General features: G+C 65.0%; 13 protein-coding genes. 9 read left to right on the top strand and 4 right to left on the bottom strand.

The window, feature by feature from the left end:
• Window positions 1-99 precede the first annotated feature (99 nt).
• The 3 genes from HHL08_RS17535 to HHL08_RS17525 all read left to right on the top strand — a co-directional run bounded on the left by HHL08_RS17535 (window position 100) and on the right by HHL08_RS17525 (window position 2,546).
• Entirely contained in the window at window positions 100-1,311 is a 1,212-nt protein-coding gene (locus HHL08_RS17535; protein ID WP_169574352.1) for an LL-diaminopimelate aminotransferase, read from the top strand.
• A 186-nt stretch (window positions 1,312-1,497) separates the two neighbouring features.
• Window positions 1,498-1,995 (top strand): DUF2721 domain-containing protein, encoded by a 498-nt coding sequence (locus HHL08_RS17530; protein WP_169574351.1) that lies wholly within the window; start codon window positions 1,498-1,500, stop codon window positions 1,993-1,995.
• A complete protein-coding gene (locus tag HHL08_RS17525; protein WP_169574350.1) occupies window positions 1,992-2,546 on the top strand; it encodes a (2Fe-2S)-binding protein in 555 nt (184 codons plus the stop codon). Before HHL08_RS17530 ends, HHL08_RS17525 begins: the two co-directional genes overlap by 4 nt.
• Here the strand turns inward: HHL08_RS17525 and HHL08_RS17520 are convergent.
• The 3 genes from HHL08_RS17520 to HHL08_RS17510 form a co-directional block, all read right to left on the bottom strand.
• Window positions 2,531-3,343 carry a DODA-type extradiol aromatic ring-opening family dioxygenase gene (locus tag HHL08_RS17520; RefSeq protein WP_169574349.1) on the bottom strand — a complete coding sequence of 271 codons (813 nt, stop codon included), beginning with the start codon at window positions 3,341-3,343 and terminating at the stop codon, window positions 2,531-2,533. The genes HHL08_RS17525 and HHL08_RS17520 overlap by 16 nt on opposite strands.
• Before the next feature lie 72 nt (window positions 3,344-3,415).
• Window positions 3,416-5,980 (bottom strand): HWE histidine kinase domain-containing protein, encoded by a 2,565-nt coding sequence (locus HHL08_RS17515; protein WP_169574348.1) that lies wholly within the window; start codon window positions 5,978-5,980, stop codon window positions 3,416-3,418.
• A complete protein-coding gene (locus HHL08_RS17510; RefSeq protein ID WP_408021786.1) occupies window positions 5,973-6,515 on the bottom strand; it encodes a heme oxygenase-like domain-containing protein in 543 nt (180 codons plus the stop codon). The genes HHL08_RS17515 and HHL08_RS17510 overlap by 8 nt, the downstream gene beginning before the upstream one ends.
• Window positions 6,516-6,776: 261 nt before the next feature.
• On the opposite strand from HHL08_RS17510, the gene HHL08_RS17505 reads away from it, so the two are divergent.
• The 3 genes from HHL08_RS17505 (at window position 6,777) to HHL08_RS17495 (ending at window position 9,152) form a co-directional block, all read left to right on the top strand.
• Window positions 6,777-7,718 carry an RcnB family protein gene (locus HHL08_RS17505; protein WP_169574374.1) on the top strand — a complete coding sequence of 314 codons (942 nt, stop codon included), beginning with the start codon at window positions 6,777-6,779 and terminating at the stop codon, window positions 7,716-7,718.
• 129 nt (window positions 7,719-7,847) lie between these two features.
• Window positions 7,848-8,522 (top strand): prolyl hydroxylase family protein, encoded by a 675-nt coding sequence (locus tag HHL08_RS17500; RefSeq protein WP_169574347.1) that lies wholly within the window; start codon window positions 7,848-7,850, stop codon window positions 8,520-8,522.
• A 159-nt stretch (window positions 8,523-8,681) separates the two neighbouring features.
• Window positions 8,682-9,152, top strand: coding sequence for an RcnB family protein (locus HHL08_RS17495; RefSeq protein WP_169574346.1), 471 nt, complete (start codon window positions 8,682-8,684; stop codon window positions 9,150-9,152).
• A 208-nt stretch (window positions 9,153-9,360) separates the two neighbouring features.
• Here the strand turns inward: HHL08_RS17495 and HHL08_RS17490 are convergent, their stop codons facing one another.
• Window positions 9,361-10,956, bottom strand: coding sequence for a lysine--tRNA ligase (locus tag HHL08_RS17490; protein WP_169574345.1), 1,596 nt, complete (start codon window positions 10,954-10,956; stop codon window positions 9,361-9,363).
• A 129-nt stretch (window positions 10,957-11,085) separates the two neighbouring features.
• Between HHL08_RS17490 and HHL08_RS17485 the strand changes: the two genes are divergently transcribed.
• The 3 genes from HHL08_RS17485 to HHL08_RS17475 are packed head-to-tail and all read left to right on the top strand — an operon-like array spanning window position 11,086 to window position 14,822.
• The gene (locus HHL08_RS17485; protein ID WP_169574344.1) at window positions 11,086-11,460 is read left to right on the top strand and encodes a PilZ domain-containing protein; all 375 of its coding nucleotides are present in this window, start codon (window positions 11,086-11,088) and stop codon (window positions 11,458-11,460) included.
• A 54-nt stretch (window positions 11,461-11,514) separates the two neighbouring features.
• Window positions 11,515-14,283 carry an ATP-dependent DNA helicase gene (locus HHL08_RS17480; RefSeq protein WP_169574343.1) on the top strand — a complete coding sequence of 923 codons (2,769 nt, stop codon included), beginning with the start codon at window positions 11,515-11,517 and terminating at the stop codon, window positions 14,281-14,283.
• Window positions 14,280-14,822: a SixA phosphatase family protein gene (locus tag HHL08_RS17475; protein WP_169574342.1), complete on the top strand. Its 543-nt coding sequence runs from the start codon at window positions 14,280-14,282 to the stop codon at window positions 14,820-14,822. The genes HHL08_RS17480 and HHL08_RS17475 overlap by 4 nt, the downstream gene beginning before the upstream one ends.
• The last annotated feature ends 87 nt before the right edge of the window (window positions 14,823-14,909 follow it).

The raw sequence follows: 14,909 nt of genomic DNA, 5'->3' as shown, positions 1-14,909 counted from the left end.
CTGGCGCGTCGCAATCCGGCGAGTTATAGCCAGATTGTGACATGCCAGCGGCACGTCGCGCACTATCCCCTACAGAGAGCTTTCAGGAAAGCCCCAATAATGTCCGAAGAATTCTACCGCATGAAACGCCTGCCGCCCTACGTCATTGCAGAAGTCAATGCGATGCGAGCGGCCGCCCGTGCGGCGGGAGAGGATATTATCGACCTGGGCATGGGCAATCCCGATTTGCCCCCGCCGCCGCACGTCATCGCGAAGCTCATCGAGGTGGCGCAAAAGCCCGACGCCCATGGCTATTCCCAGTCGAAGGGCATTCCCGGCCTTCGCAAGGCGCAGGCCAATTATTATGGCCGCCGCTTCGGCGTCGACGTCGACCCGGAAACCGAAGTCGTTGTGACCATGGGGTCGAAGGAAGGGCTGGCCAGCCTGGCCACCGCGATCACCGCGCCGGGCGATGTCGTGCTGGCCCCCAATCCCAGCTACCCTATCCACATGTTCGGCTTCATCCTGGCGGGCGCCACGATCCGGTCCGTGCCGACGACCGCGGACGAAAATTATTTTCGCGCGCTGGACCGTGCCATGGCCTTCACCGTGCCCCGCCCGTCGATCCTGGTGGTCAACTATCCGTCCAACCCGACGGCCGAAACGGTCGACCTTGCCTTCTACGAACGGCTGGTCGCCTGGGCGAAGGAAAACAAGGTCTGGGTGCTCTCCGATCTCGCCTATTCCGAATTATATTATGACGGCAATCCGACGCCCTCCATCCTGCAAGTGCCAGGTGCCAAGGATATCGCGATCGAATTTACCTCGCTGTCCAAGACCTACAGCATGGCTGGTTGGCGCATGGGCTTTGCGGTCGGCAACAAGAAACTGATCGCGGCGATGACGCGGGTGAAATCCTATCTCGACTACGGCGCGTTCACGCCGATCCAGGCGGCGGCCTGCGCCGCGCTCAACGGGCCGCAGGACATCGTCGAGAAGAACCGCCTGCTCTATCACAAGCGCCGCGACGTGCTGGTCGAAAGCTTTGGCCGCGCCGGCTGGGACATTCCACCGGCGCGCGCGTCGATGTTCTGCTGGGCACCCTTACCCCCCGCGTTGAAGGAGATGGGGTCGCTGGAATTTTCCAAGCAGCTCCTGACCCATGCCAAGGTCGCGGTCGCACCAGGCGTTGGCTATGGCGAGGATGGCGAAGGCTTCGTGCGCATCGCCATGGTCGAGAATGAACAGCGGCTGCGGCAGGCGGCGCGCAACATCAAGCAATATCTCAAGTCGATGGGCGTCAATGCGCCCTCCTCCAAGGGCGTGGCCTGATTGCAGGATGCGGCGTGTTCCCGCGAAGGCGGGAACCCAGTTCAGACGGCAGGACTGGGTTCCCGCCTGCGCGGGAACACACGCTTCGTCTAGACAAGGCACTGATCTTGGCACCATCGCCTTCCGCCATGCTCTTGCCCCGTCTTCTACGATGAAGGATAGCTGCGTCGTGAGAGGTGCCGCCCGATGATCCCCCTGCCCCAGGTCAGCCAGGTCGCGCAGACCATCCAACTGGCGCTCGCGCCGGTCTTCCTGCTGGCGGGCATCGGCGCGTTCCTGAACGTCTGCGTCAGCCGTCTCGCCCGCATCATCGACCGGGCACGCTCGGTGGAGGCGGCGATCCTGTCCTCGCGCGGCAAGGAACATGACCGGATGGTCTCCGAAATCCGCGTGCTCGACCGGCGGATGAGCGTCGTCAACAGCGCCATCTTCCTGTCGGTCGCGTCCGCCTGCGCGGTCTGCCTGGTCGTCATTTTGCTCTTCGCGGGCAATCTGTTCGACGCGCATCTGGGCACGCCGATCGCCGTCCTCTTCAGCCTGGCGATGCTGTTACAAGCCGGCGGGTTCGCCACCTTCATTCAGGAAATCCGGCTGGCGTCGCAGATCATCCACATCCGCAACGAAGTCCTCTATCATAAGGCCGACGCGGAAGAGGCGGATGCGGCGATCGACGCGCTGCCATGACCCGCTTCACCGTCAACGACCGGCCGGTGCAATATCGGATGGACCCGGAAACGCCGCTGCTGTGGGCGCTGCGCGATGCGTCGAACCTGACTGGCACCAAATATGGGTGCGGCACCGGCGATTGCGGCGCGTGCACCGTGGATATCGATGGGGAGGCAGTGCGATCCTGCCAGGTGACGATCGGCAAGACCGAAGGCCGCTTCGTCACGACGATAGAGGCGCTGTCGCCCGATCGCGGCCATCCGCTGCAACAGGCGTTCGCGGCCGACAATGTGTCGCAATGCGGTTACTGCATCCCCGGCATGATCATGGCCGCGTCGGTGCTATTGCGGCGGACCAACGATCCGTCCGACGAGGAGATTGACGGCGCGATCACCAATATCTGCCGCTGCGGCATCTACCCCCGGCTGCGCGGCGCGATCAAGCGGGCCGGCCGGATCATGCGCGGGGAGGATCAGGTGGCGGCCGCGCCCCCGCCGGGCATCACCCCGGAGGATGCGGCGCGCACCGTCCCGGCGCTGGGCCGGCCGACGGCTCAGCCGAAGCGGTAACCCGACACCGACCAGCCCAGGACCGAACTGCGATGGTCACAGGTGGCGGCATCGTCGCCGCCCGCGCCCAGCGCCACCATCAACGGCAAAAGATGCTCCTCGCGCGGATGAGCGAAACGGGCCTGCGGCAAGGCCTCCCAGGCGGCGACGCGGGCCGCGCGGCTCTGCGGATCGGGATCGGTCACCGCGGCGGTCAGGGCATAGTCCCAGGCTGTCGACGGCCCGATCGCCTGCGGCCCGCGCACGCGCAGATTGTGGAAGCTCATGCCCGATCCGACGATCAGCACGCCTTCGTCGCGCAGCGGAGCAAGCGCACGCCCGGCCGCGATATGGGCGGCCGGATCGAGATCATGGCGCAGCGACAGCTGGGCGACGGGAATGTCTGCATCAGGCAGCGCGACCTTCATCGGTACGAAGACGCCATGGTCCCAGCCGCGCGCCGTTTCCTCTGCCGTGGCGAAGCCCGCATCCGCCAGGAGGCTGGCGGCGCGGCGTGCCAGATCGGGCGCACCCGGCGCGTCCCAGCGCAGTGTGTAGGTGTGCGGCGGAAAGCCATAATAGTCGAACAGCAGCGGCGGCCGTTCACCGACATGGACAGTAAAGGCGTCCTCCTCCCAATGGCCCGACACCAGCAGGATCGCGCGCGGCCGTTCGGGCAGCGTGGCAATAACTCCGGCGAGATAATCCTGCATCGGCTGCCACATCGGGTCGCTATGCGCATGGTCGGGATCGGCCGGGTCCATGAAGAAACAGGGACCGCCGCCATGGGGGATGAAAAGGGTGGGCTGTGTAGACATGGCCCATAGATCGGCAAGTGCCGGCCACGCCGCAATCGACGATGCGGAAACTGTCCGTTTCGCTGTCGCCCTTCAACCCGCCGCGTCGACGACCGGCGTCAGCGCCTGCGCCAGCGTCGCGCCGGAATAGGGCTTTTTGAGCAGCGTCACCCCTTTGAACCGCGCCGGCAGTTCCAGCCCGTCGCCATAGCCGGTCGCAAAGATGAAAGGGATGCTACGCTCTGCCAGCATGTCCGCGATAGGCAGGCTGGTTTCATGACCCAGGTTGAAGTCTAGCACCGCCAGATCGACCGGCTGGATCGCGATCGCTTCGCGCGCACGCCCCACGCTGGCGGCGGTCATCACCTCCGCGCCCAGGTCGCGCAGCGCGTCTTCGCCATCCATGGCGATGATCATATTATCCTCGACTAGCAGGACGGTGCGCCCCTTGAGCAGGCCGGGCTCAACCGCCGCGACCAGCTTCGCACGATCACCCCCCACCACATCGGGCAGCACCGACACGACATGGACGGACGGAATGCAGAAATGCGCCTCTATCCCCGCGAGTCGATAGTTGATCTCGGCATGGCCACCCAGATCATAGGGTATCGACCGTTCGATCACCGTCGATCCAAAGCCACGCCGCGTCGGCGCGACCACCGCCGGGCCGCCGCTTTCGGTCCAATCGATCAACAGGCTGCCATCCTCGTCCACCCGCCAATCGATCGTCACCGACCCATTGTCCGACAGCGCGCCATATTTGGCGGCATTGGTCAGCATTTCGTGGATCACCAGCGCCAGCACGGTGAAACAACCGGGCGTCAGCAGCACATTGGGGCCGGACAGCCGGACCCGGTCGCTGCGTTCGCCCAGATAAGCGCCCGATTCGACCTCGATCAGGTCATAGAGGCGCGCCGGGCTCCAGCGATCGGCCGTGATCTGGTCATGCGCGCGGGCGAGGGCATGGACGCGGCTTTCCAACGTGCCGATAAATTCGTCGACCGATCGCGCGCTGCCGCGCGTCTGCGACAACAGGCCCCGGATCAGCGACAATATGTTGCGGACGCGGTGGTTGAGTTCGGCGATCAGCAATTCCTGCTTCTCGTGCGCCCGTTGCCGTTCGGCATCGGCCGAATCGGACAGGCGCAGGATTACCTCCAGCAGCGCGGTGCGCAGCGCTTCGGCAACGCGCAGTTCGGCCGGGGCGAAGGCAACCGCCGTGCCCTTCACCAGTTGCGACCATTGTTCGAAACTCTTGCGCGGCGTCAGGCGCGGTCCGTTGGGGCCATATTCTATGGCCTTTTCAGGATTGCCTGCCCAGCGCACCGATCGCAACTGTTCAGCCCGGAACAACACGACATAGTCGCGCGGACGGCGCGAAAGTGGGATCGCCAGCAGGCCCGACACGCGATCGGCATAGGCGGCGGCCTCCGGCAAGACCGATGACAGATTGTCGGTCGTATAGACCTGGCTGGCGGCAACACGGTTCATCATCGACACGATCGCGACGAAGGCGGATTCATCGGGAGCAAGGCCCGAAAAGGTCATCTGCCCGTCGATATAGACGCCCACGCCATCGGCGGGGATGGTGTCGAACATGATGTCGCCCAGCCAGCGGGCATTTGACAGCAGGTCGTGATCCTGCGCCACCGCCGACATCAGCCGGTCGGCCACCTGCCGCGCCTTGCCTTCATAGGTGGCGGTTTCGCCGCGCTCGCGGCTTTCCAGCATCATCGAAAAGATCTGGCCGAACAATTCGGCCGCGCTGCGCTGCGCAAAGGTCGGCAGGCGCGGCGCATAATGGTGGCAGGCGAACAGCCCCCACAGCCGACCTTCCACGATGATGGAGATGGAAAGCGATGCGCCCACCCCCATATTGCCGAGATATTCGATATGGATCGGCGACACCGCGCGGGTCAGGCATAGCGACATGTCGAGCGCCGCGCCGGTCGGGTCGAGTTGCGGCACGATGGGGACCGGCGGCGCCTTCACGTCGGCAATGACGCGGAAGATATTGCGCATATACAGCGCACGCGCCTGCGCGGGAATATCGGAGGCGGGATAATGCAGGCCAAAAAAACTGTCGATGCCAGGCTTTAATGCCTCGGCGACCACCTCGCCATCACCGCCATCGGCAAAGCGATAGACCATCACCCGGTCGAAACCGGTCAGCGCCCGCACCTGCCGCGCGCCATCGCGCAGGAAGGCGGTCATGCTGTCGGCCTGCGCCAGCCGGGCGACCATCGAACGGACGGTGCTGCTCGCCTCCATCTCGTCATGCGCCGCCGGTTCCGCCTCGACGACCACGAGCGAGCCGGAGAAATGCACCGCCACGTCGAAGGTCGGACCGCCCGCTATCAAGGGAATCGAAAACAGGCGTTCGACCGAATCGGGGCCGCGCAACAAGGTGATGCGATTGCGCAGCGCATGGATCGCTTCGGCATCGAGCAGGGTGTGGATCGGCTTGCCCAACATGTCGTCGGGCGACAGGCCGATAAATTGCGCGCTGTTGGCCGACACACGCGACACCAGCCAGTCAGCGGTCAGCGCGATCAGGAAGCCGAAGGGCTGGACAGTCCCGAGCACATGGATCGGTTCCCGATCGCAATTGTTAAGGTCGACCGCGAAACGGGGTTCGGGGACTTCACGGTCAACCATGGCCAACCGCCTGACCCGTCGGGCAGCCGGCCTGCGCAAACAGGGCGAAGGCGGCCTGCGCGCCCTGCACGGCGTCGTCCAGCCAGCCTTCGCCGCCTTCCATGGCGGCGCTATCAAGCGCCTGCTGGAAGGCCATCCATTCGCCCTTGCCATGCGCGGCCGACAGATAGGCCTTGGGCAGGCCGGGCGCGACCTGGCGCGACAACATAGCGCCGCCCAGCCGCGATCCTTCCAACGCATAGCGCAGCCCCCAATGGAAGCCGTCGCCGGTGCTGGCCGCCAATGGCAAGGGATCGGGTAGGGGCAGGTCGAGCGCGGCAAGATCCTGCGCCAGCAGCGGCAACCGCGGCGCATCGGGCCGCGCCACGGCTTCCAGGCCGCCCAGCGCCTTGGCGTGCGCCGTCAGGAAAGCACGATAATCGAGAGCCGAATCGAGCGAAAAGCCGGCATAGATCGCGTCCACCACATGATGAGCTTCCATTGTCGCGTCGCGCAGGGCCTGGCGGGTTTTGCCAGCGTCGGAGGTTCTCTTCACTCGACAGTCCTATAGGCAGCACCATGACTGCGCACTGATCTGGATCAGCTTTTCAGCGGGTTTCGGGGGTTCGTCGTCTATGCAACACGTATTAACGGACACTGCTCGCCTAAACATCGCCTGTCCATGCTTGATAGCGGATTCTTTCAAATCGCTGTCTGATGGGTTCAGCATCACGACATCGCGCCTGTCCTAGAGAGGATTTATGAGGGAGCGAAGTGCCCCCGGCCAAAGAAAGTCACGACGATGGTGAGGAAGATGATGCTGGCGGGTCTGATGGCCGCAACGCTGCTGAGCGGTGTCGCCCCGGCCTATGCCCAGAGCAACCAGGACCAGCGCGGCAATCGCGGTGGTGAACGCGCCGGTAGCGTCGAAGGCGGCGCTGCCGTGTCGCGCGGTAACCGCATGAACCAGCCGCGAGGCGCCGACCAGGCGCAACGCTCGCAGCAGCGCACGGCCGAACGGCCGGTGCAGCAGATCGCACCGCCGCGACAGGAAGTGCGCCCCGAGCGCCGGGTTGAACAGCGGCCTGAACAGCGCGCCAATCCGCAATGGCGCGGCGACCAGAACCGCCCCGGCATTCCGGCGCAGCGCGAAGCGCGGCAAGATCGTCGCGACGATCGCCAGCAGAATGGGCAGGATCGCCGCAATGACCAGCGCGAAAACCAGCAAAACTGGCGCAATGACCGCCGCGACGCGCGGCAGGATGGACGCAACGATCGTCGGGACGATCGCCAGGACTGGCGCAACGATCGCCGCGATGACAGGCGCGATGATCGCGGGGACGACAGGCGCGACGATCGCCGCTGGACCGACAATCGAGGCCAGAATGGCGCGAACTGGAATAACGGCCGCCGCTATGACGACCGCACCCGTTGGAGCAACCAGCGGCGCTGGGACAATGGCTGGCGTCAGGACCGGCGCTATGACTGGAACAGCTATCGCAACCGTTATGGCGACCGTTACCGCATGGGCCGTTATTACGCCCCGCGCGGTTGGGACTATGGCTATCGCCGCTTTTCCGTCGGCATCGTCCTTAGCAGCTTGCTCTATTCCAACAGCTACTGGTTGGACGATCCCTATAGCTACCGCCTGCCGCCGGCCTACGGCACGCTGCGCTGGGTCCGCTATTATGACGACGCGATGCTGGTCGACATTCGCGACGGCTATGTCGTCGACGTGATCCACAACTTCTTCTGGTGATGCGGCGGCGGCAGCCACGTTGAGATCAGGCGAACTCCCTCCCTGAAGCGGCCTTCAGGACAACTGACCCCGGTGCGGAAACGCGCCGGGGTCTTTTCATCTAGGGCTACCCTGTGGCAGGACGGGGCCATGACCGACGAACATGATGATGGCGGCATCGCGTCGCTGCTACGCGCCGGGATCGGCGAGGATGTGCGCAAGCGGTTGGGTCGCAACCCGATGGTGCATCGCATCGATGCCCCGCATCTCGAAATCTATGGTCGCCAAGATTTCCTGAACGCGGATGAATGTGCGGGCCTGCGCGCGATGATCGACGCCGACGCCAAGCCTTCCACCCTGTTTTCGGGCAGCGCCAACGCCGACTATCGCACCAGCCATAGCTGCAACCTCGATCCCTGGGATCAGCTGGTGCTGGCGGTGAGCGATCGCATCTGCGCGCTGACCGGCCTGCCCGCCCGCCATGGCGAAACGCTCCAGGGGCAACGCTATGCGCCGGGGCAGGAATATAAGGTCCATTGCGACTATTTCCCGGTCACCGCCAGCTATTGGCCGCAGATGCGCACCAGCGGCGGGCAGCGGACATGGACCGCGATGATCTATCTGTCGCCGGTGGAGGCAGGCGGCGAAACCCATTTCCCGCAATGCGAATTCATGGTGCCGCCGGTCGAGGGGATGATCCTGATCTGGAACAATATGGACCGCGACGGGGCACCCAACCGCTTCAGCCTGCACGCCGCCCGGCCGGTGGAACGTGGCACCAAATATGTCGTCACCAAATGGTTTCGCGAACATCCATGGGGCTGACCCCTGTCTTCTTCGGTTACACTTTGCGACATAAATGACTGAAAACTGACAGCTTCATTCTCGCGCCGTTCAGCCGCGCGGCCGCATAACCCTTTCCTAGGCGAGGGAACCCGATCCTGCCGGACAGGTTCAACCGCCACAGCATATGGGAGAATTTCTATGCGTAAACTCATCATCCTGGGCCTGCTGGCCGCCACCGTCGCACCCAGCGTCGCGTCGGCCCAATCTTACGGCGAAGCCCGCCGCAGCGAACGCAACCTGCGCGAGGAAAAGCGCGACCTGCGCCAGGCCCAGCGCTATGGCGACCGCCGCGACGTGCGCGAACAACGTCAGGACGTTCGCCAGGCCCGCCAGGAAACGCGCGAAGACTGGCGCGACTATCGCCGCAACCACCGCGACGTCTATCGCGGCGGCAACTGGCGCGCGCCCTTCCGCTACAGCCAGTGGAATGCCGGCGCGCAACTCCGCCCGGCCTATTACAACTCGCGCTATTATATCGCTGACACCAACCGCTATCGCCTGCCCCGCCCGGGCGTGAACCAGCGCTGGGTCCGCCACTATAACGACGTGCTGCTGGTCAACGTGCGTACCGGCCGCGTCATAACCGCCCATCGCGCCTTCTTCTGGTAAAACAGGCAAGACCTAGAGAAAATGGCCCCGGACGATGAGTCCGGGGCCATTTTACATTCACCGCCCTAATTGGCCGCGCGGCTCGTTTCCGGGCGCACGCGGCCGATGACGCGCGCAAGGCGCATCACCAGTCCGAAAGGGGGGTGGACCGATGCGCAGAACGCCCCATGATACCGCAATGTTCCCGCGCCATTGACAGGATTTGCGATCAGGCGGCGAGCGCCTGCGCGATCAGCTTGCGACTATTCTCGACGCCATATAGCGCGATGAAACTGCCCATCCGCGGCCCCTGGTCGGCGCCCAGCAGCGTCTGGTAGAGCGCCTTGAACCAATCGCGCAGTTCCGCGAAGCCGAACGCCTCATCCTTGCCGATGGCATAGACGATATTCTGGATGTCTTCGGCCGTTGCGCTTGTCGGCAGCGCCGCCAGTTCCGCATCCAGCCGGCGCAGCGCCGCGGCCTCATGGACATCGGGCGCACGGCGCTGGAGCGTTGGCGCGACGAAATCGCGATGATAGGCCAGCGCATGCCCGATCAGGGCGTCCAGTTCCGGATAGGTTTCCGCGCTGGCGCCGGGCACGTAATTTTGCAGATAGGACCACACCTGTTCGCGGCTGGCATCGCCCATCACGCCGACCAAGTTCAGCAGCAGGCCGAAGGTCACCGGCAATTCGCCCTGCGGCAGCTTGCCGTCATGGATATGATGTACCGGGTTGCCCAGCTGCTGTTCGACGGCCTGCTTGGCGTAATTGCCGCGGAACTGCCAATATTCGTCCACCGCACGCGGGATGACGCCCATGTGCAGTTGCTTGGCCTTTTTCGGCTCGCGATAGGCGTAGAAGGCCAGGCTTTCCTGCGGACCATAGGTCAGCCATTGCTCCAGGCTCAGGCCATTGCCCTTGGACTTGGAGATTTTCTCGCCCTTTTCGTCGAGGAACATCTCGTAGTTGAAGCCTTCAGGGGGACGGCCGCCGAGCGCGCGACAAATCTTGGACGACTGGGTCACCGAATCGATCAGATCCTTGCCTGCCATTTCATAATCGACGCCCAGCGCGTACCAGCGCATCGCCCAGTCGACCTTCCACTGCAACTTGGCCGCCCCGCCCAGGATCGATTGTTCGATCGTTTCGCCTTCATCGACGAAACGGACGATCCCGGCTTCGGCGTCGATCACCTCCACCGGCACCTGCAACACGATGCCGCTCTTCATGCTGATCGGGAGGACCGGCGAATAGGTTGCCTGGCGTTCCTTGCGCAGCGTCGGCAGCATGATGTCCATGATCGCCTGATAACGGCGCAGCACCTGCCGCAGCGCGTCGTCGAATGCGCCGGCCTGATATTGCTCGGTCGCGGAGACAAATTCATAGTCGAAGCCGAAACTGTCGAGAAATTCCCGCAACGTCGCATTATTATGATGCGCGAAGCTTTCATATTTCTCGAACGGATCGGGCACCTGCGTCAGCGGCTTGCCCAGATATTCAGCCAACATCGCCTGGTTCGGCACATTGTCGGGCACCTTGCGGAAACCGTCCAGATCGTCGCTGAACGCAACCAGTCGCGTGGGAATATCCGACAGCGAATGGAAGGCATTGCGGACCATGGTGGTGCGCAACACTTCGTTGAAAGTGCCGATATGGGGCAGGCCCGACGGGCCATAGCCGGTTTCGAACAGGATATGCCCCTTGTCCGGCGCGGCGCCCTCTTTCTCATTAAGCTTGTAGCGCTTCAGAAGCTTGCGGGCTTCTTCATAAGGCCAGGCCTTGGATGCGGTCGCGGCGGCACGGATGATGTCGGACATGGTCATGCAATGCCCCCTAAACCCGGACAGGACGAAAGAAAACGGCTATTGGCGGCAAATCCACGTTAAGAATCGTTCTCAATTTAAGATTTCATTAACCTTGCGCGCGGATAATTGCCGTAATTTGGAGGCGATATGCAGATACAGCGCAGCCGCGAACGCATTGCCGTGGACATTCCTATCGTCATCACGACGGTATTGGACAGCCTGGAAGGCGCCATCGTCGATCTGAGCGAAGGCGGCGCGCAGGTGGTGGGCTGCACCCTGCCCGCGCGATCGCAATGTCAGATCGATCTGGACGGCTATATCGTCTTCGGCACGGTCCGCTGGTCCGAAGAGGACCGAATGGGCATCCGTTTCCCCTATGAACTGAGCGACGGCCCGCTGTACGAGCGGCTTGAAATGGCGCGCGCCGCCAGGCGCACGCCGGTCGCTTTCCAGCCGCGTGCCCAGGCCGCATTCGGCACCGCCAGCTTTGGCGGCGGCGGTTTCGGGCGGCGCACGGGCTGAACCGCCCCATATTTCAGGTTTTCCTTTTGTTCCTGCTCGCCTAAGCCTTGGCGGGTGATCGATCCCGCCACCCTGCCCGCGCTCCACGCCAGCCATGGCGGCATCTGGTGGCGCGAAGGCGACCGCACCCAGGCCCTGGCCAAGGGGCAGGCGATCGCGCGCACCGCCGAAACGCCGGTGCTGCTGCTCAATGCCCCGCTCACCGGCCAGCGGCTCGGCTATCCCGAACTCAACGGACTCGACCTACTCGAACTCTGGGCCTTTCTCCATCCATCGCGTTTTCTGGTGCCTACGCCCAAAGGGCTGGCGGAGGCGCTCGGCCTGCCTGCGCCGACCAGCGAATCGGACATACCGGCTTTGTTGCAGCAGGGCGCGGCATTGCTGCTCGGCCGACTCGAATCACCCGACTGGAGCGAGCGGGAGGGCGGCTGGACATCGGCGCAGGCGCTGCACCGGCTGCGCTGGCCCTGGTCGCCGCTCGTCGCGCCGCGCATCGCCCGGCCCAAGGAGGCGGAGCGCTGGCTCTTTTCCAAGCTGCCCGAATGGGAGGAGGCGCAGCCGCGCCCCGCCCCGCGCACCATCAGCCTGAAAGAGGATCAGATATTGGCGCGCCTGGACGCGTTGACCGGCGCGGGCGCTGAACCCCGCCCCGGCCAGCGCGCCTATGCGGCCGCCGCCAGCGCCGCCTTCACACCGCGCAAGCATCGCGACCAGCCCAATATGCTGCTGGCCGAAGCGGGCACCGGAATCGGCAAGACATTGGGCTATCTCGCCCCCGCCTCGCTTTGGGCCAGTGAAGCGCAAGGGACCGTGTGGGTGTCGACCTATACCAAAGCCCTGCAACGCCAGCTCGATCGCGAATCGCTGCGCCTCTTCCCCGATCCGGCGGTCGCGGCGAAGCGGGTGGTGGTGCGCAAGGGGCGGGAAAATTATCTCTGCCTGCTTAATCTGGAAGATGCGTTGCAGGGCGGCTTCACCGGCCGTGCGGCGATCCTTGCGCAGCTGGTCGCGCGCTGGGCCGCCTTCAGCAAGGATGGCGACATGGTCGGTGGCGACCTGCCCGGCTGGCTGCCCACCCTGTTCCGCCGCAACGGCTCCACCGCGCTGACCGATCGGCGCGGCGAGTGCATCTATGCCGGCTGTCCGCACTACCGCAAATGCTTCATCGAGCGGTCGGCGCGGGCGTCAGCGGATGCGGACATCGTCATCGCCAATCATGCGCTGGTGATGATCAATGCAGCGCGCGGGCGCGAAACCGGCCAGCGCCCGCAACGCATCATCTTCGACGAGGGCCATCATCTGTTCGATGCGGCCGATTCCACTTTCTCCGTCGCCCTGTCGGGTCAGGAGGCGATCGAACTGCGCCGCTGGATCATGGGGCCGGAGGGCGGATCGCGCGGTCGGCGGCGCGGGCTGGCCGCGCGCCTGTCCGATCTCGCCAGCTATGACGAGGAAGGCGGCCAGGCGATCCGCGCGGCGGTGGACGCGGCGCAGGCGCTGCCTGCCGACGAATGGCTCAAGCGCGTGGTGGCGGGCGAACCGTTCGGACCGTTGGAAGCGCTGCTCGCCGCCGTGCGCGGCACCGTCTATACCCGCGCGGAAGCGACGGGCGAAGCCGATGCCGGCTATGGGTTGGAAACCGAACTGGCCGAACCCGACGGCGCTTTGGTGGAGGCCGCGCAGGAAGCCGCATTGGCGCTCGACGCCCTCATCAAACCGCTGGTGCGCCTTTCGCGCCGGATGGAGGCGGTGATCGAGGATGCGCCCGACTGGCTGGACGGCGCGGCGCGCGCGCGAGTCGAAGGCGCGATCGCCTCGCTTGGCTGGCGGCGCGACCTGATCGCCGCCTGGCTGGCGCTGCTGGCCCGGATCGGCGGTCCGGCCGACCCCGACTATGTCGACTGGATGACCGTCGATCGGGTCGAGGGACGCGAATATGATATCGGCATCCATCGCCACTGGCTGGACCCGACCCGGCCGCTCGCCGAAACCGTGCTCAAACCCGCGCAGGGCGTGCTGCTGACCTCCGCAACGCTCAAGGGCGGCGGCGACTGGTCCAATGCGGAGGCGCGCAGCGGCGCGATCCACCTGCCCCATGGCGCGGAACGGTTCGAGGCGGCCAGCCCGTTCGACTATCCCGGCCGCGCCGAAGTGCTGATCGTGACCGACATCAAACGCGGCGACATCGCGGCGCTATCGGGGGCTTATGGCCGGTTGATCGAGGCGGCGGGCGGGGGCACTCTGGGGCTGTTCACCGCGATCCGCCGTCTGCGCGCGGTCCATGCCCGCATCGCCGACCGGCTGGCGCGCGCGGGCCTGCCGCTCTACGCCCAGCATGTCGACCCGATGGACACCGGCACGCTGGTCGACATCTTCCGTGACGATCCGCGCGCCTCGCTGCTGGGCACAGATGCGTTGCGGGACGGCGTGGACGTGCCGGGCCATTCGCTGCGGCTGGTGGTGATGGAGGGGGTGCCCTGGTCAAAGCCCACCGTGCTGCACGCAGCGCGGCGGCTGGCTGGCGGGGGCAGCGCCTATGACGACCGGCTGATCCGCGCGCGGCTGGCCCAGGCCTTTGGCCGCCTCATCCGCCGGGCCGAGGACAAGGGCCATTTCGTTATCCTGTCCGCCGCCCTGCCCAGCCGATTGCTTAGCGCCTTCCCGCCCGGAACGCCGATCCGCCGCCTGACGCTGGACGAAGCAATCATCGCCGTCAGCGGCGCGGCGCATCGCGAAACGCTTGGCGAACCCGCCCCATTGGGGCATCAGGGGCGCGAATCCGGCCTGCCCCCGTCAGGGACGCCCGAACAGGAGAGACAATGAAGCGGCTGACCCTGTTGCGCCACGCCAAGTCGGACTGGGACGATCCGGTGGCGCGCGATTTCGACCGCCCCCTCAATCGCCGTGGCGAGAAAGCCGCGATGCTGATGGGCCAGTTCGCCGCCCAGCGGAAGATGCAGTTCGACCTGCTGGTCGCCTCCCCGGCAGCACGGGTCATGCAGACGCTGGAAACCTTTTTCGCGGGCTATGGCCAGACGCTGGACGCGCGCTGGGACCGGCGCATCTACCTCGCCTCCGCGCCGACCCTGTTCGACGTCGTGCGCGACCTGCCCGACAGCGCCGACAGCGCCTTGCTCGCCGGGCATAATCCGGGGCTGGAGGAACTGATTCTCGATCTCGTCCCCGACGACGGCGTCAATCCGCTACGCGAGGATGTGGAGGTCAAATTCCCGACCGCGAGCATTGCCGTGCTCGACCTGCCCATCGAGAGTTGGACCCAGGCGCGCGAGAATATCGCGACCATTGCCAGCTTCACCCGCCCGCGCGACCTCGATCCCGCGCTCGGGCCTGAAACGCGCTGAACATGTTGGTTTTTAGAACCGTTCGTCCTGAGTAGCCATTGAGCGAAGTCGGAGTCGAAGACGACCGAAGGGCAAATGGCGTATCGA

The sequence above is a fragment of the Sphingobium psychrophilum genome (assembly GCF_012927105.1).
GTDB lineage: Bacteria > Pseudomonadota > Alphaproteobacteria > Sphingomonadales > Sphingomonadaceae > Sphingobium > Sphingobium psychrophilum.
Note: the sequence above shows the minus strand (reverse complement) of the source record. Positions and strands in the feature narration are given on the sequence as shown.

Coding starts and splice junctions, on each gene's coding strand:
- HHL08_RS17535 (WP_169574352.1), top strand. CDS start 100: ATGTCCGAAGAATTCTACCGCATGAAACGCCTGCCGCCCTACGTCATT.
- HHL08_RS17495 (WP_169574346.1), top strand. CDS start 8,682: ATGCGTAAACTCATCATCCTGGGCCTGCTGGCCGCCACCGTCGCACCC.
- HHL08_RS17475 (WP_169574342.1), top strand. CDS start 14,280: ATGAAGCGGCTGACCCTGTTGCGCCACGCCAAGTCGGACTGGGACGAT.
- HHL08_RS17500 (WP_169574347.1), top strand. CDS start 7,848: ATGACCGACGAACATGATGATGGCGGCATCGCGTCGCTGCTACGCGCC.
- HHL08_RS17525 (WP_169574350.1), top strand. CDS start 1,992: ATGACCCGCTTCACCGTCAACGACCGGCCGGTGCAATATCGGATGGAC.
- HHL08_RS17505 (WP_169574374.1), top strand. CDS start 6,777: ATGCTGGCGGGTCTGATGGCCGCAACGCTGCTGAGCGGTGTCGCCCCG.
- HHL08_RS17490 (WP_169574345.1), bottom strand. CDS start 10,956: ATGACCATGTCCGACATCATCCGTGCCGCCGCGACCGCATCCAAGGCC.
- HHL08_RS17515 (WP_169574348.1), bottom strand. CDS start 5,980: ATGGTTGACCGTGAAGTCCCCGAACCCCGTTTCGCGGTCGACCTTAAC.
- HHL08_RS17530 (WP_169574351.1), top strand. CDS start 1,498: ATGATCCCCCTGCCCCAGGTCAGCCAGGTCGCGCAGACCATCCAACTG.
- HHL08_RS17520 (WP_169574349.1), bottom strand. CDS start 3,343: ATGTCTACACAGCCCACCCTTTTCATCCCCCATGGCGGCGGTCCCTGT.
- HHL08_RS17485 (WP_169574344.1), top strand. CDS start 11,086: ATGCAGATACAGCGCAGCCGCGAACGCATTGCCGTGGACATTCCTATC.